Here is a 20,610-nt window from a genome sequence, read left to right as displayed (position 1 = left end):
GCGCGCGCCCAGCGGCGGCCGGGACCAGCACGACGCGGCCGCGCATGTCGGCCTCGTTCACGAACCGGCGGACGGCGTCGAAGCGGCGCTCGTCGACGAGCAGGTGCGTCGCGACCTCGCCGAGCACGGCCTCCACCGCGCGGCTCCAGTCCCGGCGGCCCGGGGCGACCTCGAACAGCTCGCCCGCGTACGGGAGGTCTTCGGGGGACAGCCCTGCGCCCTCGGCGATCCGGCGGCGGCGCTCGTCGGCGTCGGCCGGGACGTTGCTGCGGCGCTGCTCGAACGACCGCTTCTCGGCGGTCGCGGCGGCGATGGCCTTCTTCGCGGCGTCGACGCGGCCGGCCAGCTCGTAGCGCTGCGCCTGCTGCTCGTCGTCGTCGGTGACCGCGGCGAGCCGCGACTCGGCCTCGCGCTGAAGCTCCGCGAGCTGGTCGGCGGACTCCGGCGCGGTCAGCCCCACGCGGGCGAAGAGCAGCTCGGCCGCCGCACGCTCGCGGGTCTGCGCCGAGAGGATGCGCTCGGCGAACTCGTGCTCGCGGCGCAGCGCCACGGACGGGTCGCCGCCGGCCGCGGCGAGCCGGGCCTGGGCGTCCTGGTGGGAACGGTGCGCCGCGCGCTCCTCGGCGTCGGCCTCCCGGCGCAGCGCCTCCTGCTCGCGCTTGCGGTCGCGGACTTCGTCCACCTGGCCGGACACCCAGTCGCGGATGCGCTCGGCCAGCCAGACCCGCAACCGCGGGTCGGTCTCGCCGTCGGCGGGGAGAGCAGCCGGCGCTTGCCGGTCGCGTCCTCGGCTGCCGCGGCGTACTGCTCGGCCCGCGCCGGGACGTCGGCGAGCACCTCCAGCTTGCGGCGGGTGGTCTCGAAGACGTCGTAGAGAGCGGACGCCTCGCGATAGCTGCTCAGCGTCGTCTCCCAGCGGGAGAGGGCGCGCGGCTCGGTCAGCACGAAGCTCTTGAACAGCTCGTCGATGGAGAAGACGCCCTTGGACGCCTGGGCGCGGCGCAGCAGCGTGAGCGCCTTCAACTGCGACTCGTCGCTGCCGCCGATGCCGAGCTCCTCGCAGAGCCGCACGCGCAGCTCGGGCTGGGAGGAGGTGACCAGGTCGCGCTCGGGATGGACCAGCCGGGCGAGGGAGGCTCGGGTGAGCGGCGAGGAGCTGCCCGGCTCCTGGACCAGCTCGTTGAGCCGGCCGAGCGGGAACTCGCCGTGCGCGAGCAGGTAGACGGTCGCGGTGGTGACCTCGTCCTGCGTGGACGTGTCGGGTCCGATCCAGGCCAGGCGGGCGGCGGTGACCGTCTCGCCGAGCTCGGTGCGCCAGGTGATGGCGGCGCCGCTCGGGAACGCCGTCCCGAGGGGCCGGAGGAAGTGCGTGGTGGTGGTGTCCGAGCCGGCGTCCTTCACCTCGTCGGTCTTGCCGCGCGCGTAGCTGTAGACGGTGCGCTCGGAGCGCTGCCGGGAGTCGTCGCGCGCCGCACGGTTGAACTCCTGCGGGTTCGGCATGATGACGGCCGACATCGCGTCGAGCACGGTGGACTTGCCGCGCCCGGTCGGGCCGAGGATGGCGATGCCGCCACGCCCGACCGGCATCCGGTGGAGGCCGTCGTAACTGCCCCAGTTGAGGAGCTGGACGAGCTCGATGCGGAACTGGCCGCGGCGCAGCAGGCCGTCGTCGGCGGGCAGGTCGGTCACTCGGCGTCCTCCTCGGCGGCGGCGGTGGCGGTGTCGACGGGCGCGCCTGCGCCCTCCAGGAACATTCGCTCGAGATGGAGCAGCTCGGCGGTACCGATGAGCGGCACGACCGCGGGTGAGACCAGGAAGAGCTCCGGGTCGTCCGGGGCGGCTGTCAGCAGCTCCAGCCGGTCGAGGGCGGCGATCGCCGCGCGGATGCGGCGGTCCACCCGCACCTCGTCGTGTGCGGAGTCGCCCTGGAACCGGCCGAGGAACTCCGCGATGTGATCGCGGGTGACGGTCACCGGCTCGTCCTGCGCGTCGGTGTAGGCGTGCTCCTGCCGCAGCAGGACGAGCAGCAGCGACGCGTCGCGGGAGAGCGGCTTCTCCCGGCGCAACAGTACGGGGACGCCGTCCTCGCCGTTCTGGCGCTTGAAGGCGACTTCGTGCTCCCGGTCGAGGTGCAGGGTCAGGAACAGCTCACCGAGCCGGGCGCGGATGTCGTCCTCGTGGTCGAGCAGGTTCCGCCAGGCGTCGGGCTGCTTGGCGCGGGTGATGAACCGGCTCGTCAGCAGGGTGACGAGCGCGGTGCGCGCCTCGCGGGGGAGGGCGCCCGAGGGGCGGTCGCCGAACGCGTCCGTCCCGTCGACGCCCGTGGTGTCCTCGACGTCCTCGCTGCCGATCGGGTCCTGTTCGAGCGTGTCCGTCATCGGTCCTCCGCCTCCGTCTCGAGCGCGTCCCGTCCGAAGACGAGAAGCGGCATGGTCACTTCGCGGTCGCCGTCCGCCAGCTCCAGCGGCACGGTCTGGACGCCCTCGGCCACGGCGCCGTGCTCGGCGCCCAGCTCGATGAGGCTCACGGCCAGCCCGAGGCGACGGAACTCCGGCGGTGTCTGGGCGTACACGTCGGCGCCGGTCACGGTCTCCGCGCGCGTGAGCAGGGCATCGATCGTCTCCCGGACGGCAGCGGCGCTCGTCCCCACCGCGAGCCGGAGCGCCTCCCGTTCGTGGTCGGGCAGCGGGTCGTCGTTCTCGGTGATCGCGACGCCGACCTCCGGCCGGCCCCGGTCGCGCCAGAGCTGGGTCTGGGTCACATCCATCAGATCCCAGCCGCCGATGCCGAGCACATCGCCCTCGACCAGCACCGGGCCGGGCCGGCGCTCGGTCCAGAGCGCCCCGGCGTCGAGCGCGCGGGCGGCCAGCGAGAGCAGCCTGGCGTGCCGGTCCGAGCCGCTGCGGCTGAGGAACCGGCGCAGCGAGGATGTCCAGCGCACGTAGGTCTCCTGGACGGTCTGCTCCTCCGCCAGGAGCGAGGTGATCAGAGTCTCGAGCTGCGCCCGCTGCCGCTCGGTCAGCTCAGCGCCCGGGCGGGACAGCACGCGGTCGATGTCGGCGCGCATCCCCTCCAGCTCGCGGGAGGACAACATCCCCGCGAACCCGCGGTACGCGCGGCCTTCCGGTGTCTGCTCGAGCAGGTCGTTGTCGCGCAGGAAGCGGTCGACGAGCGCGCCCTTGCCGACGTGCTCCGAGGAGGCCGCGCGTGCGACCTCGCGGTGGCGCTGTTCGACCATCGCGCCGAGCTGGCGGAAGTCCTCGGGCAGGGTGGCGGTGAGCCGGAGCACTTCGCGCACCTGGCGGGCGACCGTCTCGGGCGAGGCAGCGACGGCTCCGTCGCGCGCGACCGCGTCGCGGCGCGCCTGCAGGTCGGCGATCTCCCGGTCGAGGCGTTCGAGCTGGGACTCCGGGGTCGGGTCGGTGAGCGCAGCGAGGTGGTGGACGGCGTGCGCGATGCTCGCGAAGCGCGCCTCCGACACCGCGCTGTCCGGCTCGGCGAGCTCGCGGACGATCCGCAGCGCCTGGAGGGCGTACTGCGAGAGCCGGTAGCGGGCGCGCCCCTCACCGGCGCCGGCGCGGGTGCGGATCAGCCACCGGCTGTCCACCCAGCCCCGGCAGTACTCCACCGGGGAGGTGCGGGAGGACTCGGCGTCGGCCGGAGGCTCGCGATCGTCGCGGTCGTCCCGGTCGTCCCGGTCGTCCCGGTCTTCTTCGAGGGCGTCGAGCGCTTCGGCGACCTTCTGGTGGAACCAGTCCGCCGAGACCGTGCCGTCGGCGTACTCCAGGTGACGCGAGAAGAGCGGGAGGACCCAGCGGCCGTTGTAGCTGCGCAGCAGAGCCCAGGTGGGATGCTCCTCCCAGACCGCCGCGACGCGCGCGGCGTCGAGAGTCTCGTCCACTCATCCTCCGGGTGCAGAAACTGCGGTACAGACAAAAATCGGCCCGGACCTGGGGATTTCTCCTCAAGTCCGGGCCAGTTGGTTGCGGGGGCAGGATTTGAACCTACGACCTCTGGGTTATGAGCCCAGCGAGCTACCGAGCTGCTCCACCCCGCGGCACAAGAAGTGACTCTATCACGGCCTCGGGGCGCTGTGAAATCGGGTGCGCACCCGGGCGAGTCCGATTCGTCTAGACCGGGCGTCCCACTAGAGTCGAGCCAGGAATTCGGGAGAAGGCGTATGGCGAACTCTGCTCAGAAGTACCGCGTGTGCGTGATCGAGGACGATCCGGACGTCGCGTTCTACATGAAGACGGTGCTGGAGAAGCGCGCCGACGCCCAGGTGGTCGCCGTGACCGATCCCTCCATCGCCCTCGACACCATCGCCGCCTTCGACCCGGATGTCGTCATCACCGACATCGAGATGCCGGGCATCTCGGGCATCGACCTGCTCCGCGAGTTGCGCGGCCGCCACCCGGGGATGCCGGTCGTGGTGATGACCGCGCACGTCTCCGTCGACTACGCCGTCTCCGCGCTGCGGGCCCAGGCCGACGAGTTCCTCACCAAGCCGATCGCCTCCTCCGAACTGGTCGCCATCGTCGGTCGCCTGGCCGAGGAGGGCCGCGCGAAGCGGGCCGCCAGCCAGCAGCAGGTCGTCCTCGCGATCGGCGCGCACCCGGACGACGTCGAGATCGGCGTCGGCGGCATCCTCTCCGCGCACCGCGACGCCGGCAACCAGGTCGTCATCCTGACGCTCTCGCGCGGCGCGCGCGGCGGCGACGCGGAAGACCGCCAGCACGAGTCGCTCGCTGCGGCCGAGCTGCTGGGCGCCCGGCTGTTCCTGGAGGACCTGGAGGACACCCGCATCTCCGCGGGCGACCCGACCGTGGGCATCATCGAGCGCGTCGTCGCCGAGGTGAAGCCGGACATCGTCTATACGCACTCCGCGCACGACCGCCACCAGGACCACCGCTCCGTCCACGCCGCTGTGAGCGTCGCGACCCGCGACGTGCGGACGGTGTGCTGCTTCCAGAGCCCGTCCGCCACCATCGACTTCCGACCGACCCGGTTCGTCCCGATCGACGGGTACACGGAGTCGAAGCTGCGGCTCATCGACTGCTTCAGCTCGCAAGCCGAGCAGCGCGCGTACCTCGAGCACGACTTCGTGCTCGCCACCGCGCGCTACTGGTCCCGGTTCGGCGGCGGCACGAACTGCGAGCCGCTGGAGGTGATGCGCGACACCGCCGACATCTCGGTGCCGGCTGCGAGCATCCACACCGACGCCCGGATCAGAAGGAACCAGGAATGACCCGGAGCGTCACCCGGGTCCTGGTCACCGGAGCCGGGGGACCGGCCGGGATCGCCGTGATCCGCTCGCTGCTCAAGCGCGCCGATGTGGAGGTCCACGCCGCGGACATGGACGGCTGGGCGAGCGGGCTGTACCTGGTGCCCGAGTCGGCCCGCCGGATCGTCCCGCCGGGGAAGTCGCCGGAGTTCGTGGACGACGTGATCGCCCTGTGCGCTGCCGACGACGTGGACGTGCTGTTCTCGACGGTGGACGTCGAGCTGCCCGGGCTCGCCGCACGGCGGGACGAGCTGGCCGTGGTCGGTACGGCCCTGGCGGCGCCGAGCCACGAGACCCTCGTGACATGCCTCGACAAGTACCGGCTCGCGGAGGCCGTCGACGGCCACGCGCGAATCCCGGAGACCCGGCTGCTCGACCGGGAGGGCGTCGGCGCGGAGTGGGTCTTCCCGGTGATCGTCAAGCCGCGCAGCGGCGCGGGCTCGCGCGGCGTCCGGCTGATCGCCGATCGCGCGGCGCTGGAGGCGCTCGGGGAGGACCGCAGCATCATCATCCAGGAGAACCTCCCGGGCGAGGAGTTCTCGGTCGACGTGCTCGCCGGCCTCGACGGCGCTGTCATCGCCGCCGTGCCGCGCTCGCGGGAACGCGTCGACTCCGGCGTCTCGATCGCCGGCCGCACCGTGCGCCGGGCCGAGTTGTCGGACACCGCCGCGGACGTCGCGCGCGCGATCGGCCTGACCGGGGTCGCCAACGTGCAGCTCCGCTACAGCAGCGACGGAGTGCCCGCGCTGCTGGAGGTCAACCCGCGCTTCCCCGGCGCGATGCCGCTCACGATCGCCGCGGGCGTCGACATGCCGTCGCTGCTGCTCGACCTGGTGCTCGGACGCCCCGTGCCGTCCGCCGTCGACTTCGCCGAGCTCGCCAACGTGCGATTCCTGGAGGACGTCTTCCTCGACCCGCGCGACGTGCTCGTCTCCGAGAACGCAGCGCACACCGAAGGGCCCGAAGAGTGACAGCCCGCGGCGCGACCGGGCTCGGCATGCTTCTCGATGGCGACTACCACGTCCACTCCACGTTCTCCGACGACGCCCGCAGCACGCTGGCCGAGAACATCGCGGCCGCGCACCGCGCCGGGCTGCGCACGCTTCGGCTGACCGACCACGTGCGCGCCTCGACGGCCTGGGTGCCGGAGTTCGTGGCCGCGGTCGCGGCCGAGAAGGTGCCGGACGGACTCACCGTGCTCACCGGCGTGGAGGCCAAGCTCCTCGACGTGACCGGCGCCGTCGACACCCCCGCCGACCTGGTCGTCGGCCCCGGTGGCGTGGACGCCGTCGTCATCGGCGACCACCAGTTCCCCGGCCTCGACGGGCCGTGGTCGCCCGAGGCCACCCGGGAGCGGCTCGCAGCCGGCCTCCCGGCGGACGACGCCCTCGACCTGCTGATCGAGGCGAGCATCCGGGCGATGGAGGGCACGCCGTACGCGCAGCTCGCGCACTGGTTCTCCATCCTCCCGAAGGTCGGACTCGCCGAGGAGCAGCTCGGCGCATCCCGCCTGGCCGCCTGGGCCGCCGCGGCCGCCGCCACCGGTACGATCGTGGAGGTCAACGAGAAGTGGGCCTGTCCGGGCCCCGCCGCCGTCCGCGCGCTCCGGGCCGCCGGTGCGCGTATCGTTGCGTCCACCGACAGTCATGACGCCGAAGACGTGGGCCGCTACGACCGTGTGGCGGCCGTGCTCGGCGCCGTCGAACGGGAGGAGCAGGCATGAGCCCCGTCGACCTGACCCGCGTCCAGCGCGAAGAGCTGCAGCGCGAGCTCGACCGCAACCGGCGCTGGGAGCTGCGGCTGCCGATCTACGGCGGCGTCGCCCTCCTGATCGTCGCCGCGATCGCCGTGCTGAGGCTGGTGTTCTTCTCGTGACGGCCAAGCGGGTCGTGATCGCCGACGACGACGCCGACATCCGCGGGCTCATGGTCATCGCCGCCAACCGCGCCGGGGTGGAGATCGTGGCCGCCGTCGACAACGGCCAGTCCGCGCTCGACGCGGTGAACGCCGGCGGCATCGACCTCGCGGTGCTCGACATCTCGATGCCCGGGCTCAACGGTGTGGAGGTCGCCGAGGCCATCCGGGGCGGTGACCGGACCAAGAGCACGCTCATCCTCATGGTGTCGGCGTCCGTGCAGCTCCTCTCCGACCATGGCATCGTCGCCGACCGCTCGGACAGCTTCATCATCAAACCGTTCAGCCCCCGGGTGCTCTCCGAGCGCATCCGCTCGATGCTCGGACTGGGAGAACCCGCATGACGGTCGACCGCTGGCTCAGCCGCATCCCGCTCGAATCGCCCTCGGTCGTCGTGAAGCTGGTGCCGACGCTGGTCGGCTACATCATCGCACTCGGCCTGTCGCTCATCCCCGGGGTGGTCAGCGACCACATCCCGCTCTTCGTCGCGGGCTCGGTCGCGGTGATGATCGGCGCCTTCCTGCTCGCCGTGCTCGTGCCTTGGCCGCGCGTCGGGGTGCACTGGTCGGTCGTCGTCCCGCTGGTCGCGATGCTCTCGATCGGCCTGATGCGGATCGGCACCGGCGGCACCACCTCGTCCATCGGCGTCATCCTGCTGCTGCCGTTCGTCTGGATCGCGACCGAGGAGGGCCGGCGCAACATCGTCATCGCGGCGATCGGGATCTTCCTCGTGCTGATCGGGCCCATCCTGGTGGACGTCGGCTCGACGAGCCCGGCCGACCTCATCCGCGCCTTCTTCTCTCCGGTCATCTATCTGATCGTCGCCGCGGTGGTCAACGAGATCGCGCACCGCTCGCGCAGGCAGCTCGAGGCGACCCGCGCCGCCGCGGAGCAACGCGAGGAACTGCTCGAGCAGGCCGTGCGCACGCAGGACGAGCTGGTGCTCAACGAAGCCCGGCTGAAGACCGCGAACCGGCTCATCCAGAGCATCTGGAACGCTGTCACCGAGCAATCGGTCATCGGCACCGACCTGGACGGCGTGATCGACGTCTGGAACCCGGGCGCCGAGAAGATGCTCGGACTGACCGAGAAGCAGGTCGTCGGCGCGAACCGCAAGGTCATCGAGTTCCACCTCGAGAGCGAGCTGGAGGAGCGGCTGCGCGACATGGACGCCCGCTTCACCACCGTCTCGGGAATGGACGACTTCTCCGCCCTCGTCGACACCGTCCGCGCGGGCTACGCCGACGTGCGGGACTGGACCTATGTGCGCGCCGACGGCAAGCACGTGCCGGTGCAGGTCGCGGCGACACCGAGGCTGGACGAGAACGGCCACCGGGTCGGCTTCATCTTCGTCGCCACCGACATGACGCAGGCGCGGGAGTTCGCGCGCCTCAAGGACGAGTTCGTCGGCCTCATCTCGCACGAGCTGCGGACGCCGCTCAGCTCGATCCTCGGCTACCTGGAACTGATGCGGGACGACGACGAGTCGCCGCTGTCGGACGAGCAGCTCCAGTACCTGGGTGTCGCCGAACGGAACGCGCACCGCCTGCTGCGGCTGGTCGGCGACCTGCTGTTCACCGCACAGGTGGAGTCGGGCCGGTTCCCGATCGACATCACGGACGCGGAACTGCGCTCGGTCGTCGCCGCCTCCGTCGAGTCGGCGACCCCGGTCGCCGCGACCGCGGGGGTCGAGCTGGTCTGCGATGTGCCCGACGAGCCGGTGGAGGTGCGCGGCGACACCGTGCGCCTCGGCCAGGCCGTCGACAACCTCGTCTCCAACGCACTGAAGTTCACGCCGTCCGGCGGCACCGTCACCGTCTCGTTGCGCCGCGAGGGGAGGAGGCGGTGGTGGCCGTGACGGACACCGGCATCGGCATCCCGGCGGTCGAGCTCAGCCAGCTCTCGCAGCGGTTCTTCCGCGCCTCCACCGCGACGCGCAACGCCGTCCCCGGGGTGGGCCTCGGCCTCACGATCACGAAGGCGATCGTCACCGCGCACGGCGGCCGGCTCGACATCGCGAGCGACGAGGGCGTGGGCACCTCGATCAGCCTCCGGCTCCCGATCGAGACCCCGCGTCCGGTCGTGGACGCGCTGCCCGGCGCGGAGGCCCGGCCGTGACCGGCGTCGGCGTCGCGGTCGTGCAGTTCACGCCGGGCGACGACCGGGTGCACAACCGGGACGTGGCGGCGGCGCTGATCGCGGTCGCGGCCGCGCGCGGGGCGAGACTCGTCGTGCTGCCGGAGTACTCCTCCTACTTCACCGACCCGCTGGGTCCGTCCTTCGCGCGCAACGCCGAGCCGCTCGACGGCGAGTTCGTGCAGTCGCTCCAGGCCGCGGCACGGGAGCACGAGGTGTTCGTGATCGCCGGGCTCGTCGAGCAGACCGGTGTGCGCGACAAGTTCGCCAACACGCTCGTCGCGGTCGGCCCGACCGGTGAGACGCTCGCCGTCTACCGCAAGCAGCACCTCTACGACGCGTTCGGGTCGACCGAGTCGGACTGGGTGGTCCCCGGCGACCTCGCCCTGCCCGAGGTGTTCGAGGTCGACGGCCTCCGGATCGGGATGCAGACCTGCTACGACCTGCGCTTCCCCGAGGTCACGCGGCGGCTGGCAGACGCGGGCGCCGAACTGGTCGCCGTTCCCGCCGAGTGGGTGCGTGGTCCGCTCAAGGAGCAGCACTGGTCGACGCTGCTGGCCGCACGCGCGATCGAGAACACCCTGTACGTCGCCGCGGCGGACCACGCGCCGCCGATCGGCGTCGGCTCCAGCGCCATCATCGACCCGATGGGCGTCGTGCTCGCGGGGCTGGGGAGACCTCGGGCGTCGCCGTCGCGGAGGCGTCGGCCGAGCGCGTCCAGGACGTCCGCCGGCGGAACCCGGCGCTCGCGTTGCGGCGCTACCGGGTGGAGCCGATCGACTGAGCGGGCGCGGGCCGGGTCAGGCGCCCAGAGTCGCCAGCCGCGCCGCGGCCTCCTCCAAAACCTCGACGCGCTTGCAGAAGGCGAACCGCACCAGCGACGCCGTCCGCTGCGCGTAATCGTCGCGGCAGAAGGCGGACAGTGGCACGGCGACCACCCCGGCGAGCTCAGGCAGGCGGCGGCAGAGCTCGACGGCGTCGGGATGGCCGAGCGGCGCGGCATCCGCGACGACGAAGTAGGTGCCGTCGCTGCGGTGCACGCCGAACCCGGCCGCCCGCAGCCCGGCCGACAGCACGTCGCGCTTGTGGGCGAGCGCGGCGGCGATCCCGGTGAAGAAGGCGTCCGGGAGCGCGAGGCCGGCGGCCATCGCCGGCTGGAACGGTGCGCCGTTGACGTAGGTGAGGAATTGCTTCACGGCCAGGATGGCCGTCACGAGCTCGGCGGGAGCGGTCAGCCAGCCGACTTTCCAGCCGGTCGTGTTGAACGTCTTGCCGCCCGAGGAGATGGTGACGGTCCGCTCCCATCCGCCGGGCAGCGTCGCGATCGGGATGTGCGGCGGCCCGAAGGCGAGGTGCTCGTAGACCTCGTCGGTGACGATGATAGCGTCGTGCCGGTGGGCGAGTTCGACGACCGTCGACAGGGTCTCCCGGTCGAGGACCGCTCCGGTGGGATTGTGCGGCGTGTTCACCAGGATGACCCTGGTGCGGTCGGTCACGGTGTCGCGCAGCCGGTCGAGGTCGGGCCGGAAGGCCGGAGGCTCCAGCGGGACGGTGCGGTGCACGCCGCCGGCGAGGGCGATCACGGCGCCGTACTCGTCGTAGAAGGGCTCGAAGGTGACGACCTCGTCGCCCGGCTCGAGCAGGGCGAGCAGCGTCGCGGCGATGCCCTCCGTCGCTCCAGCGGTGACCAGGACCTCGCGGTCGGGGTCGACGTCCACGCCGTAGAAGCGGCGCTGGTGACCGGCGACGGCGTGCCGCAGCTCCGGGATGCCGATTCCCGGCGGGTACTGGTTGGCGCCGGCCCGGATAGCGTCGACGGCCGCGTCGAGCACGATGGCGGGGCCGTCCTCGTCGGGGAAGCCCTGGCCGAGGTTGATCGCGCCCGTGCGCACCGCGAGGGCGCTCATCTCGGCGAAGATCGTCGGGCGGACGACGCCGTCCGCGCCCAGCAGACCCGCGCCGCGCGCGGCGGCCCTCCATGCGCCCGAAACCGTCATGGATCCAACCTAGGGCCTGGCTCCCACCGCATCCATTCGTTACGTTGGGAGGAGTCATCGGGAGGCGGAAGGTCGCCCACAGGATCCGCAAATAGAACGCTCAGGTTGGCATCCCAAGCTGTCTAGTGCTTGGAAGGAGCACCACACCATGACCGACTCCCCGATCACCCCGGAGCCCGCGAAGCCCCAGAACGACGCCGAAGCCGACGCGATCGTGGATGCCGGCGCGGCTCGCCCCGCCGAGACCCCCGCAGCGGCTCCGACCCCGGCCGCGGAGCAGTCCGCTGCTCCGGCCGCCCCGGCGGCTCCCGCTGCCCCGGCCGCCGCCCACGGCTGGACCGCTCCGGCCGCCGCTCAGCCTGCGGCGCAGCAGCCGACGACCGAGCAGCCGACGGCGCAGCAGCCGACGGCGCAGCAGCCGACGGCGCAGCAGCCGACGGCGCAGCAGCCGACCGCGCAGCAGCCGACCGCGCAGCAGGGCCCCATCCCGGTGAACCACACGCAGCCGACTCAGCCGCTCGCCCCCCAGCAGCCGTACGGTCAGCCGGCCGCAGCGCAGCAGCACCAGCCGCAGCCGCAGCCCGACTACGGCAACGGCGCGTTCGGCCAGCCGTCCGCCTACGCGCAGGCTCCCTACGCCGCTCAGCAGGGGCCGCAGCAGCCGGGCGCCCATCAGCAGGCCTACGCCACCGCCCCGGGCACCGCCGACAATGCTCCCCGCAAGCGCAACACCGGCCTCATCATCGCCACGCTCGCCATCGGCGCGCTCATCGGCGGCATCGCCGGCGCCGGCGCCGGCATCGGCCTGTACTCGGCCACCGGCAGCAACGCGACCATCAAGACGGTCTCCGGTCCGCAGAACATCACGGTCAACGACACGAACAACGCCACCACGGTGACCGCGGTCGCCGCCAAGGCCTCGCCGAGCGTCGTCACCATCTCCGTCACCGCCTCCAGCGAGGGCGGCACCGGCTCCGGCGTCGTGCTCAGCTCGGACGGCTACATCCTCACGAACACGCACGTCGTCACCCTCGACGGCGCCGCGTCCAACGTGAACATCAGCGTCACCGACAACAACGGCAAGATCTACACCGCCAAGATCGTCGGCACCGACCCGACCACCGACCTCGCGGTCATCAAGCTCGACGGCGCCAGCGGGATGACCCCGATGAACTGGGCCGACTCCAGCAAGCTGAACGTGGGCGACACCACGGTCGCGATCGGCGCCCCGCTCGGCCTTTCCGGCACCGTCACCGATGGCATCGTGAGCGCGCTGAACCGGTCGATCAGCATCGCCTCCTCGGCGGCGCCGAAGTCCACCGACGGCTCCAACGGCGGCGGCAGCGGCGACGGCAGCTCGCAGAACCCGTTCAACTTCGACTTCCCGAACCAGGGCGGCGGCTCGTCGCAGTCCGGCACCCAGGGGACCATCTCGCTCCCCGTCATCCAGACGGACGCGTCGATCAACCCGGGCAACTCCGGCGGCGCCCTCCTCAACAGCAAGGGCGAGCTGATCGGCATCAACGTCGCCATCGCGAGCGCCAGCGGCAGCAGCTCCTCCGGCACCCAGTCGGGCAGCATCGGCGTCGGCTTCTCGATCCCGTCGAACCTGGCGAAGCGGATCTCCGACGAGCTGATCAAGAACGGCTCGGCGACCCACGGCCTCCTCGGGGCCTCGGTCGGCGACGCGAGCGCCGACAGCAAGGCGACCACCGTCGGCGCGGCGATCAAGTCGGTCACCTCCGGCGGCGCGGCGGCGAGCGCGGGCCTGCAGGCCGGCGACATCGTGGTCAACTTCAACGGCCTGCCGATCACCGACGCGACGGATCTGACCGCTCAGGTGCGCGCGCTCGCGGCCGGCGCGAAAGCAGACGTCACCTACCTCCGCGACGGTCAGTCCAAGACCACTACGGTCACCCTGGGCTCGCTCCCGGCGAACTGATCCGCACCCTGACGGAAGGCCGTCCCGCATCGCGGGGCGGCCCTCTGTCGTCCCGCCGTCCCACGGGTCGCTCAGGTGCCGGCTGATAGGCTCGGCGAGGCCCGAACGACGAATGGATCAGATGCCGGACGACAACGTGAACACCCTTCCCGGTGTGTCCTACGTGATGCCCGTCCTCAACGAGGCGACCCACGTGCGGGCGGCGGTCGACAGCCTCCTGGCGCAGGACTACACGGGTCCGTTCGAGGTCACGATCGCCCTCGGCCCGAGCATCGACGGCACCACGGAGCTGGTCGCCGAGCTCGCCTCCGTCGACTCCCGCATCCGCGTCGTCGACAACGAGGCGGGCTCGACCCCGGCCGGCCTGAACCTGGCGATCCGGTCCTCGCAGTACCCCGTCGTCATCCGCGTCGACGCCCACAGCGTCCTGCCCCCGGAGTACGCCCGCATCGCGGTGGAGACCATCCTCGAGACCGGCGCCGACAACGTCGGCGGCCTCATGGACGCCCAGGGCACGACGGCGTTCGAGCGCGCGGTCGCCCGTGCCTACGGCAGCCGGATCGGGCTCGGCGGCACCAAGCTCCACGTGGGCGGTGCGGCCGGCCCCGCAGAGACGGTGTACCTCGGCGTGTTCCGCCGCGACCGGCTGATGGAGGTCGGCCTCTTCGACGAGGAGATCAAGCGCGGCCAGGACTGGGAGCTCAACCGGCGCATCCGGCAGGCGGGAGGGACCGTCTGGTTCACGCCGCGCCTGCACGTGGTCTACCGGCCGCGCCCCAACGTGTACCGGCTCGCCCGGCAGTTCTTCTCGACCGGCATCTGGCGCGGCGAGCTCGCCCGGCGCTTCCCGGCCTCCAACGGCGTCCGCTACTTCGCCCCGCCGGTGATGGTGCTGGGCGTCGCCCTCGGCGTGCTGCTCGGCCTCGGCGGCGTGCTGCAGGCCGTCCTCGGCGCGACCCCGTGGCTGCTCTGGGCGTTCGCCGTGCCGGCGGCCTACCTGGTCATCGTGGTGGCGTCCGCGTTCGTCTGGGGTCGCCGAGACGGTTTTTCGTCCTTCCTGTGGTTTCTCGTAGTCTTGCCGTGCATCCATTTCAGCTGGGGCATCGGGTTCATCCTCGGATACCTGTCGCTCACGCGGAACATCACAGCCCACACGGGAAGGTAGGCATGACAGCAGCGGGACCGGCGGCGCACGGAGCGCGGCCCACGTCGATCGCCGAACTCAGGGCGGTGGCGCAGCCTCCGGAGGTGCGCGGACGGCGCAACGCCGAGCACTGGACGGCGTCGCTGTACCTGCGCAACCTGTCGCCGTACCTCACCTGGTTCCTGCTCAAGACCTCCATCTCGGCCAACGGCGTCACCGGGCTGATGATCCTCACCGGCTGGGCGACGGCCGCGAGCCTGCTCATCCCGGGCATCGGCGGCGCGGCGCTCGCGCTCGTCCTCGGCCAGCTGCAGATGCTCGTGGACTGCTGCGACGGCGAGGTGGCGCGCTGGCGCGGGACGTCGTCACCGGCGGGGATGTTCCTCGACAATGTCGGCCACTACACGACGGAGACGCTGATCGCCATCGCGCTCGGCGTCCGTGCCGCCGGGTTCCCGTTCGAGGCGCCGCAGGACTTCCTCTGGACGAACCTCGGCACGCTGCTCGCCCTCATCATCGTGCTCAACAAGGCGCTGAACGACATGGTGCGCGTCGCGCGGGCCAGCGCCGGCCTGCCCAAGCTGGCCGACACCGAGGCCGCCTACGCGCCGACGCACGGGGTGGTCGCCCGCTTGCGCAAGGCCGCCAAGTTCGTCCCGTTCCACCGGATGTACCACTCGGTGGAGCTGACCATCCTGATCTTCGCCTTCTCCATCGTCGGGCTGTTCATCGGCTCGCCGCTCGCCGACCGAATCCTGCTCGCGATCCTGGTGCCGCTGGCGCTGCTGGCGGCCATCGGGCACTTCGTGGCGATCATGTCGTCCAAGCGGGTCCGTGGCTGACCCCACGGTCGGCGTCGTCGTGCTCACGCAGGGCACGCGACCGGACGACCTGCTGCGCGGGGTGCAGTCCGTCCTCGCCCAGGAGGGCGTCACCACCGACATCGTCGTCGTCGGCAACGGGTGGGACCCGGCGACGTCGGACCCGCCGCTGCCGCCCGGGGTCGCGACGCTGGCGCTGCCGGAGAACCTCGGCATCCCGGCCGGACGCAACCGGGGCGTTCCTCGGGTGGCGGGGGAGTACCTGCTGTTCCTGGACGACGACGCCGACATCCCGTCGCGCGGTTTCCTGCGCGACGCGGTCGGCCTGCTCCGGAGCGACCCCGGCATCGGGATGATCCAGCCGCGGCTGCGGGCGCGCGACGGCAAGCCGTCGCCGCGGCGCTGGATCCCGCGGATCCGCAAGGGCGACCCGGAGCAGTCGTCGGCCGTGTTCTCGGTGCTGGAGGCCGTGATCGTGCTCCCTCGCGAGGTGTTCGAGCGCGCGGGCGGCTGGGCCGACCCGTTCTTCTACGCCCACGAGGGCATCGAGCTCGCCTGGCGGGTCTGGGACCAGGACAAGCGCGTCTGGTACGCGGGCGACCTGGTCGCCGAGCATCCGGCCGTCTCGCCCACCCGTCACTCGTACTACTACCGGCTGAACGCCCGCAACCGCGTCTGGCTCGCCCGCCGCAACCTGCCCGCGGTGCTGGTGCCGCTCTACGTCGGCTCGTGGACGGGCATCCAGCTCCTGCGCTGGTTCCGGAAGCCGGCCGTCCTGCGCGCGTGGTTCGGCGGCTGGCGCGAGGGCTGGAGCGCCGACCCGGGCGAGCGCCGCCCCATCCGCTGGCGCACCGTGCTGCGGATGACCGCGGCCGGGCGTCCGCCGGTCGTCTAGCGCCCGGGGGCGTCGTGCCCGGCGCCTCGACCGCGGCCGGGCCCCCGCCGGTCTCCAGCGCGGTCGTGTCCTCGCCCTTCGTGCCACGACGGAGCACGCTCGCCGGGAGGGCGCCGCGCAGCACGACGCCCGCCTGCACCACGCGGCGTCCGGTGCTCGCACCGAAGCGCCGGACGGCTCCCGGGCCTTCCGTGGGCGTGAGCGCCTCCGGGATGACGAGCGGCGCCGACCCGAAGGCCATTCGCGAGTTCGTCACCACCCGCCGGCCGAGGATGTGGTTGCCGGTCCCGCCGACGACCGCGCCGATTCCGAACGGGATCGCCCGGGCGACGATCGAGGCCCCGCCGCGCACCGCGAACTGCCGGATGAACGCGTTCCGCAGCCGGTCCACCAGCGGCCCGACGACCATCGAGGGCAACGTCGTCGTGACGAGCTCGCCCCAGTAGGCTGTGCGGGTCACCCCGGTGCCGGCCACCTGTCCCGCGAGCTGGCGCACCAGGTCGGAGCCCTCGTGGCCCAGCATCATGGTGAGGACGAGCGCGCGGGCACGCGCCGGATCCTCGACCGCGATGCCGTGCAGTTCGCTGAGGGACTGCGCGTACAGCGCGGTGGCCTCCAGGAAGGCGGCGGTCTCCAGCCCGGAGAGCGCCAGGGTCACGCCAGTGCCGATCGCTGGGATGACCGCCGTGGCGCCGACGGCCGCGCCGCCGGTGGTGACCGCCGCGAGATAGCGCCGCTCGAGGATGCCGGCGAGCTCGGCGGCCGTGGCCTCCGGGTGCCGTCGCCGCAGACCGCGCAGGTGCGCGAGGACGACCGGGCGCTGGATGCCGAGGAAGCGGTCGAGGGTGTTGTCGACGGCGCGCGGGGTGTCGCCGCCGCGGGGCGGACCGCCGGTCGGGGAGACGAAGGGCTGGGGTCGCTTGCTCATCTGTACCGAGTGTAGGCCTCCACGCCGATGCCACCAGGGCGGCGAGCGGATCGACGCCTCAGAGCCGTCTGGCGCGCTCCTGCAGGAACTCGTCGGCGCTCAGGACGTCGAACTCGGCGGGCAGGTCGCTCCTCGACAGCCCTTCCGTCAGGAGCGCGATGTCGGTGCCGAGGACGCTTGCGATCCGCAGCATGGTCACGAGGCTGGGATTGGCGATGCCGCGCTCGATCTTGCCGTAGTTGGTGACGTGCATCTGGGCGAGTTCGGCGATGCTCTCCTGGCTGAGACCGAGCGCGATCCGAGCGTGACGTACCTTCGCTCCGAAGTGGATGGCGGCAGGAGACGTCGACTGTTTCATGCTTCATGCCTATCCGGTTCGGGATTCCTGAACCAGAGCGCTCGCCACTGCGTCATTCGTGCCTGAGGCGAGGAATTCGGAAAATGCATGCCCACGGCCGCGGCCGGCCGGGGATGGAGGCCGGCCGGCCGCGCGGCTCAGAAGCTGATCTGCCAGAGGTATTCGCGGCCGTCGGGTGGGAACCACCGCACGACGAGCAGCGTGTCTCGCGCGGGGTCGTCGCTCCCGCTGAGGCTGGCGCGCACGGCCTCACCGGGCCGCACGGCGGATGGCGCGCTCACCCGCACGGACGAGCTGCCCGCGATGCTCACGGTGACGCCGCGCAGCTCTTCTGCGCTGGTGTTGACGAGACGGTAGTGAGGCGCGCCGCTGCGATCGACGGTCCACGGGACGCGATAGGCGAAGCGCCGGTCGGGGAGCGGGGCGAGTGGGGGTCGGAGGTTCCGGAGCGTTTTCATGGAAGCCACGCTAATTACGCCCTCCGACGCTGTCAGGCCGAAATCGGGCCTAGAAGCTGTTTCTGGGGAAAACTCGCGCGATCTTTTTTCTGTGGAGGACTTCCTGACCAGCGAAAACCTGCTCTGACCAGGGTTTTTCTACGACCCGTAATCCTGGTTGTAGAGGTCGAGCACCTCGTCGATCGGCCCGTCCAGCACGAGGCGGCCCTTGTCGAGGTAGAGCCCGCGGGCACAGAACCGCCGAAGGTCCTTCTCGTTGTGCGAGACGAAGAAGAGGGTGCGGCCGCTGGCGAGGAGCTCCTCGATCTTCGCGTAGCACTTCTCCCGGAAGCCCCGGTCGCCGACCGCGAGCACCTCGTCCACCAGCAGCACGGGCTCCTCGAGCTGCGCGATCACGGCGAACGCGATGCGGACCTTCATGCCACTGGAGAGGTGCTTGTAGGGAGTGTCAACGAAGTCGCCGATCTCGGCGAACGCGATGATCTCGTCGAACCGCGCGTCGATCTGCGGCTTGGTCATCCCGTGCAGGCCCGCCGTGAGGTAGACGTTGTCGCGCACGGTGAGGTCGTCCACGAAACCGCCGGTGATCTCGATGAGGGGCGCGACGCCCTCGGTGACCCGCACCGTCCCCTCGTCGGGCAGCAGCACGCCGGCGACGAGCTTCAGCAGGGTCGACTTGCCCTGCCCGTTGCGGCCGACCACACCGATCGCCTCACCGGGCGCGACGCGGAACGACACGTTCCGCAGCGGCCAGAAGTCGTCGGGACGGGCGCGGCGCTTGCGCCCGCCGAACAAGTCCTTGAACGAGCGCCGGGCACCGCGGTTGCGCTTGAACCGCACGCCCAGGCCGGTGACGTCGATGACGGCTGACACCTAGATCTCCTTCAGGACGTCGCGCTCGAAGCGCGTGAACACGAGCCAGCCGACCCCGAGCAGCACCAGCGACATCAGCGCGGCCACGATGACCAGGTACCAGTCGAGCTCCTCCGGGAAGAACGCCGCCCGGTAGAGGCTGAAGATGCCGGTCAGCGGGTTGAACGCCGACCAGAAGTGGAGGGAGAACAGCGTCTCGGTCTGCGCGCCCGGATGCGTCGCGACGTACGCGGCGCAGTGCTTGGCTGCGACGCCGGCGCCGCAGCCGCCCGGGAGGTCGCGCGCGCTGTAGATGATCGGCGACGCATAGAAGAGGAAGCGCAGCGCGAGCTTCACGGCGCGCTCCAGGTCACGGAAGAACACCACGAGCGGCGCGACGATCAGGCCGACGCCGATCGTGAGGACCACCTGGATGAGGATGGCGAGCGGGAACAGCAGGATGTCGACGTTCACCTTCGCACCGGTCGCGATCGCGAAGATCGCGAGCACCGGAAGCGACAGCAGGAACTCGATGCCCTTGGCGGCCACGATCCGGTTCACCCAGATCGTGCGCGGGATCATCGTCGAGCGGATGAGCTTCGCCTCGCGCAGGAACGCCCGCGTGCTGTCGGACACCGCGCCGTTGAACCACATCCAGGGCAGGAGCGCGGCGAGCAGGAAGACGATGTAGGGGTTCTCACCGACGCTGCGGTGGAAGATCACCGTGAAGACGAACCAGTAGATCGCGCTCATGACGAGCGGATCGAGGATCGACCACAGGTAGCCCAGCGCGCTGGTCGAGTAGCGCACGCGCAGGTCGCGCACCGTCAGCAGCCACAGCGAGTGGCGGTAACGGGCGGAGCGCGTCCGCTGCGCAGGGCGCAGATCGGCGGAGGTACTGGTCACGGGAACCTATCGTATTGATCGCTGGCTGCGTGTTCGCGTCACGCGGCCCTTCGACTATACGAAAAGATTCGCGCGCTCCAGGTCCTCCTGGAAGTCGACCTCGACGGCGTACAGGTCGGAGATGTCGACCGGCTCGACCAGCAGGCGGTCCTGCTCGATCGCGAGCTCGAGGCCGCGCTCGAAGTAGTCCTGGTCGGCGACGCGCTGGAGCTGGCGCAGCAGGGCGGCCTTGTCCTTGCCGGAGATGTAGTTGATGCCGACGGCTTCGCCCAGGCCGCCCTTGACGGTCTTGGACAGCTCGTGGATGTAGCCCTCGGGGCCGGTGGTGTACTTGACCTCCTCGTCGGCGACCGACGAGGTGTTGACGGTCACGAAGGTCTGGTCGCGGGACACCATCGCCGCGGCCCGGACGAGCACGGCCGGGTCGAACACGACATCGCCGTTCATCCAGAGGACGCCGCCGGGGCCGGAGGCCTGCAAGGCGCGCATCAGGCTCTTGGATGTGTTGGTCTGGTCGTACTGCTCGTTATAGACGAACTCGGCGTCCGGGAACGCCTCGATGATGTGCTCGAGCTTGTAGCCCACGACGATCGTCACGATGACGTCCTTGCCGAACGCGGCGTGGATGTTGTCGAACTGCTGCTGCATGATGGTGCGGCCGTCGCTCAGCTCCGTCAGCGGCTTCGGGAGGCTCCGGCCGAGCCGGCTTCCCATGCCCGCCGCGAGGATCACTACCTGGGTCGTCACAATCATCTCCTTGAATCCGCGCGAACCCCGTGGTGGGTGTGATTGCGGCGGAGTGTCGACGCCGCCACCCCCGGGATGTCACCGGGAGTTCATTCACGCTTTACGTGTTTCGACACGTCTTCATGCCTGCACCAGAATACCGGGGCCCCTCATCCGGGGGCAGGGGTTGACGGCGGTCGTTGCGTGGTCGTTATGTTCCTCACAGGAGTTTCCTAGGCAGTCTGAGAA

Annotated in this window: 22 protein-coding genes, 1 tRNA gene and 1 pseudogene; 14 read left to right on the top strand and 10 right to left on the bottom strand. The window is 71.3% G+C overall.

What is annotated here, in order from left to right; translation table 11 throughout:
- Window positions 1-450 precede the first annotated feature (450 nt).
- The 4 genes from ACR5MH_RS06900 to ACR5MH_RS06885 all read right to left on the bottom strand — a co-directional run bounded on the left by ACR5MH_RS06900 (window position 451) and on the right by ACR5MH_RS06885 (window position 4,057).
- Complete coding sequence (locus tag ACR5MH_RS06900) at window positions 451-1,689, bottom strand: ATP-binding protein (RefSeq protein ID WP_431346584.1); 1,239 nt, start codon at window positions 1,687-1,689, stop codon at window positions 451-453.
- Window positions 1,686-2,378 (bottom strand): DUF4194 domain-containing protein, encoded by a 693-nt coding sequence (locus ACR5MH_RS06895; RefSeq protein ID WP_433862438.1) that lies wholly within the window; start codon window positions 2,376-2,378, stop codon window positions 1,686-1,688. Before ACR5MH_RS06895 ends, ACR5MH_RS06900 begins: the two co-directional genes overlap by 4 nt.
- Window positions 2,375-3,901, bottom strand: coding sequence for a DUF3375 family protein (locus ACR5MH_RS06890; protein WP_431346582.1), 1,527 nt, complete (start codon window positions 3,899-3,901; stop codon window positions 2,375-2,377). Before ACR5MH_RS06890 ends, ACR5MH_RS06895 begins: the two co-directional genes overlap by 4 nt.
- Before the next feature lie 79 nt (window positions 3,902-3,980).
- Window positions 3,981-4,057: transfer RNA gene (locus tag ACR5MH_RS06885), tRNA-Met, on the bottom strand.
- A 123-nt stretch (window positions 4,058-4,180) separates the two neighbouring features.
- On the opposite strand from ACR5MH_RS06885, the gene ACR5MH_RS06880 reads away from it, so the two are divergent.
- The 8 genes and pseudogenes from ACR5MH_RS06880 to ACR5MH_RS06845 all read left to right on the top strand — a co-directional run.
- Window positions 4,181-5,248: a response regulator gene (locus tag ACR5MH_RS06880; RefSeq protein WP_431346019.1), complete on the top strand. Its 1,068-nt coding sequence runs from the start codon at window positions 4,181-4,183 to the stop codon at window positions 5,246-5,248.
- Window positions 5,245-6,255, top strand: a complete 1,011-nt coding sequence (locus ACR5MH_RS06875; protein ID WP_431346020.1) for an ATP-grasp domain-containing protein — start codon at window positions 5,245-5,247, stop codon at window positions 6,253-6,255. The genes ACR5MH_RS06880 and ACR5MH_RS06875 overlap by 4 nt, the downstream gene beginning before the upstream one ends.
- A complete protein-coding gene (locus ACR5MH_RS06870; protein ID WP_433862437.1) occupies window positions 6,252-7,007 on the top strand; it encodes a PHP domain-containing protein in 756 nt (251 codons plus the stop codon). The genes ACR5MH_RS06875 and ACR5MH_RS06870 overlap by 4 nt, the downstream gene beginning before the upstream one ends.
- Window positions 7,004-7,159, top strand: coding sequence for a hypothetical protein (locus ACR5MH_RS06865; RefSeq protein WP_431346021.1), 156 nt, complete (start codon window positions 7,004-7,006; stop codon window positions 7,157-7,159). Before ACR5MH_RS06870 ends, ACR5MH_RS06865 begins: the two co-directional genes overlap by 4 nt.
- Complete coding sequence (locus tag ACR5MH_RS06860) at window positions 7,156-7,542, top strand: response regulator (protein WP_431346022.1); 387 nt, start codon at window positions 7,156-7,158, stop codon at window positions 7,540-7,542. Before ACR5MH_RS06865 ends, ACR5MH_RS06860 begins: the two co-directional genes overlap by 4 nt.
- Window positions 7,539-9,056, top strand: coding sequence for a sensor histidine kinase (locus ACR5MH_RS06855; protein ID WP_433862436.1), 1,518 nt, complete (start codon window positions 7,539-7,541; stop codon window positions 9,054-9,056). Before ACR5MH_RS06860 ends, ACR5MH_RS06855 begins: the two co-directional genes overlap by 4 nt.
- Window positions 9,047-9,316 (top strand): ATP-binding protein, encoded by a 270-nt coding sequence (locus tag ACR5MH_RS06850; protein ID WP_431346024.1) that lies wholly within the window; start codon window positions 9,047-9,049, stop codon window positions 9,314-9,316. Before ACR5MH_RS06855 ends, ACR5MH_RS06850 begins: the two co-directional genes overlap by 10 nt.
- Window positions 9,313-9,951, top strand: a pseudogene (locus tag ACR5MH_RS06845) (carbon-nitrogen hydrolase family protein); the annotation flags it as partial. The gene ACR5MH_RS06850 and the pseudogene ACR5MH_RS06845, both read left to right, overlap by 4 nt.
- A 183-nt stretch (window positions 9,952-10,134) precedes the next feature.
- Here the strand turns inward: ACR5MH_RS06845 and ACR5MH_RS06840 are convergent.
- Window positions 10,135-11,331: a pyridoxal phosphate-dependent aminotransferase gene (locus tag ACR5MH_RS06840; RefSeq protein WP_431346025.1), complete on the bottom strand. Its 1,197-nt coding sequence runs from the start codon at window positions 11,329-11,331 to the stop codon at window positions 10,135-10,137.
- 148 nt (window positions 11,332-11,479) lie between these two features.
- Between ACR5MH_RS06840 and ACR5MH_RS06835 the strand changes: the two genes are divergently transcribed.
- The 6 genes from ACR5MH_RS06835 to ACR5MH_RS06810 all read left to right on the top strand — a co-directional run bounded on the left by ACR5MH_RS06835 (window position 11,480) and on the right by ACR5MH_RS06810 (window position 17,076).
- Window positions 11,480-13,273, top strand: coding sequence for a trypsin-like peptidase domain-containing protein (locus ACR5MH_RS06835; protein ID WP_431346026.1), 1,794 nt, complete (start codon window positions 11,480-11,482; stop codon window positions 13,271-13,273).
- Window positions 13,274-13,394: 121 nt separating this feature from the next.
- On the top strand, window positions 13,395-14,438 hold the full coding sequence (locus ACR5MH_RS06830; RefSeq protein ID WP_431346027.1) for a glycosyltransferase family 2 protein: 1,044 nt from the start codon (window positions 13,395-13,397) through the stop codon (window positions 14,436-14,438).
- 2 nt (window positions 14,439-14,440) lie between these two features.
- Entirely contained in the window at window positions 14,441-15,259 is an 819-nt protein-coding gene (locus ACR5MH_RS06825) for a CDP-alcohol phosphatidyltransferase family protein (RefSeq protein ID WP_431346028.1), read from the top strand.
- Window positions 15,252-16,133: a glycosyltransferase family 2 protein gene (locus ACR5MH_RS06820; RefSeq protein WP_431346029.1), complete on the top strand. Its 882-nt coding sequence runs from the start codon at window positions 15,252-15,254 to the stop codon at window positions 16,131-16,133. The genes ACR5MH_RS06825 and ACR5MH_RS06820 overlap by 8 nt, the downstream gene beginning before the upstream one ends.
- 65 nt (window positions 16,134-16,198) lie before the next feature.
- Window positions 16,199-16,579, top strand: a complete 381-nt coding sequence (locus ACR5MH_RS06815; protein WP_433862435.1) for a hypothetical protein — start codon at window positions 16,199-16,201, stop codon at window positions 16,577-16,579.
- Window positions 16,580-16,644: 65 nt separating this feature from the next.
- A complete protein-coding gene (locus ACR5MH_RS06810) occupies window positions 16,645-17,076 on the top strand; it encodes a hypothetical protein (RefSeq protein WP_433862434.1) in 432 nt (143 codons plus the stop codon).
- Between the two features lie 43 nt (window positions 17,077-17,119).
- Here the strand turns inward: ACR5MH_RS06810 and ACR5MH_RS06805 are convergent, their stop codons facing one another.
- The 5 genes from ACR5MH_RS06805 to ACR5MH_RS06785 all read right to left on the bottom strand — a co-directional run bounded on the left by ACR5MH_RS06805 (window position 17,120) and on the right by ACR5MH_RS06785 (window position 20,382).
- Complete coding sequence (locus ACR5MH_RS06805) at window positions 17,120-17,419, bottom strand: helix-turn-helix domain-containing protein (RefSeq protein ID WP_431346031.1); 300 nt, start codon at window positions 17,417-17,419, stop codon at window positions 17,120-17,122.
- A 137-nt stretch (window positions 17,420-17,556) separates the two neighbouring features.
- Window positions 17,557-17,877, bottom strand: a complete 321-nt coding sequence (locus tag ACR5MH_RS06800; RefSeq protein ID WP_431346032.1) for a hypothetical protein — start codon at window positions 17,875-17,877, stop codon at window positions 17,557-17,559.
- Between the two features lie 138 nt (window positions 17,878-18,015).
- Window positions 18,016-18,750, bottom strand: a complete 735-nt coding sequence (locus ACR5MH_RS06795) for an ABC transporter ATP-binding protein (RefSeq protein WP_431346033.1) — start codon at window positions 18,748-18,750, stop codon at window positions 18,016-18,018.
- Window positions 18,751-19,635: an ABC transporter permease gene (locus ACR5MH_RS06790; RefSeq protein ID WP_431346034.1), complete on the bottom strand. Its 885-nt coding sequence runs from the start codon at window positions 19,633-19,635 to the stop codon at window positions 18,751-18,753. It abuts the gene before it with no gap.
- 54 nt (window positions 19,636-19,689) lie between these two features.
- A complete protein-coding gene (locus tag ACR5MH_RS06785; RefSeq protein ID WP_431346035.1) occupies window positions 19,690-20,382 on the bottom strand; it encodes an NTP transferase domain-containing protein in 693 nt (230 codons plus the stop codon).
- Window positions 20,383-20,610: the final 228 nt, after the last annotated feature.

This window comes from Streptomyces sp. L7 (genome assembly GCF_050990935.1).
In the GTDB taxonomy this organism is placed as follows: Bacteria; Actinomycetota; Actinomycetes; order Actinomycetales; family Microbacteriaceae; genus Leifsonia.
The sequence above is the reverse complement of the archived record's forward strand: the minus strand, read 5'-3'. Positions and strand labels throughout refer to the sequence as shown.

Bases quoted from the DNA above. Each gene is read 5' to 3' on its own strand.
- ACR5MH_RS06880 (WP_431346019.1), top strand. From the start codon at position 4,181: ATGGCGAACTCTGCTCAGAAGTACCGCGTGTGCGTGATCGAGGACGAT.
- ACR5MH_RS06895 (WP_433862438.1), bottom strand. From the start codon at position 2,378: ATGACGGACACGCTCGAACAGGACCCGATCGGCAGCGAGGACGTCGAG.
- ACR5MH_RS06805 (WP_431346031.1), bottom strand. From the start codon at position 17,419: ATGAAACAGTCGACGTCTCCTGCCGCCATCCACTTCGGAGCGAAGGTA.
- ACR5MH_RS06840 (WP_431346025.1), bottom strand. From the start codon at position 11,331: ATGACGGTTTCGGGCGCATGGAGGGCCGCCGCGCGCGGCGCGGGTCTG.
- ACR5MH_RS06835 (WP_431346026.1), top strand. From the start codon at position 11,480: ATGACCGACTCCCCGATCACCCCGGAGCCCGCGAAGCCCCAGAACGAC.
- ACR5MH_RS06825 (WP_431346028.1), top strand. From the start codon at position 14,441: ATGACAGCAGCGGGACCGGCGGCGCACGGAGCGCGGCCCACGTCGATC.
- ACR5MH_RS06800 (WP_431346032.1), bottom strand. From the start codon at position 17,877: ATGAAAACGCTCCGGAACCTCCGACCCCCACTCGCCCCGCTCCCCGAC.
- ACR5MH_RS06865 (WP_431346021.1), top strand. From the start codon at position 7,004: ATGAGCCCCGTCGACCTGACCCGCGTCCAGCGCGAAGAGCTGCAGCGC.
- ACR5MH_RS06875 (WP_431346020.1), top strand. From the start codon at position 5,245: ATGACCCGGAGCGTCACCCGGGTCCTGGTCACCGGAGCCGGGGGACCG.
- ACR5MH_RS06830 (WP_431346027.1), top strand. From the start codon at position 13,395: ATGCCGGACGACAACGTGAACACCCTTCCCGGTGTGTCCTACGTGATG.
- ACR5MH_RS06855 (WP_433862436.1), top strand. From the start codon at position 7,539: ATGACGGTCGACCGCTGGCTCAGCCGCATCCCGCTCGAATCGCCCTCG.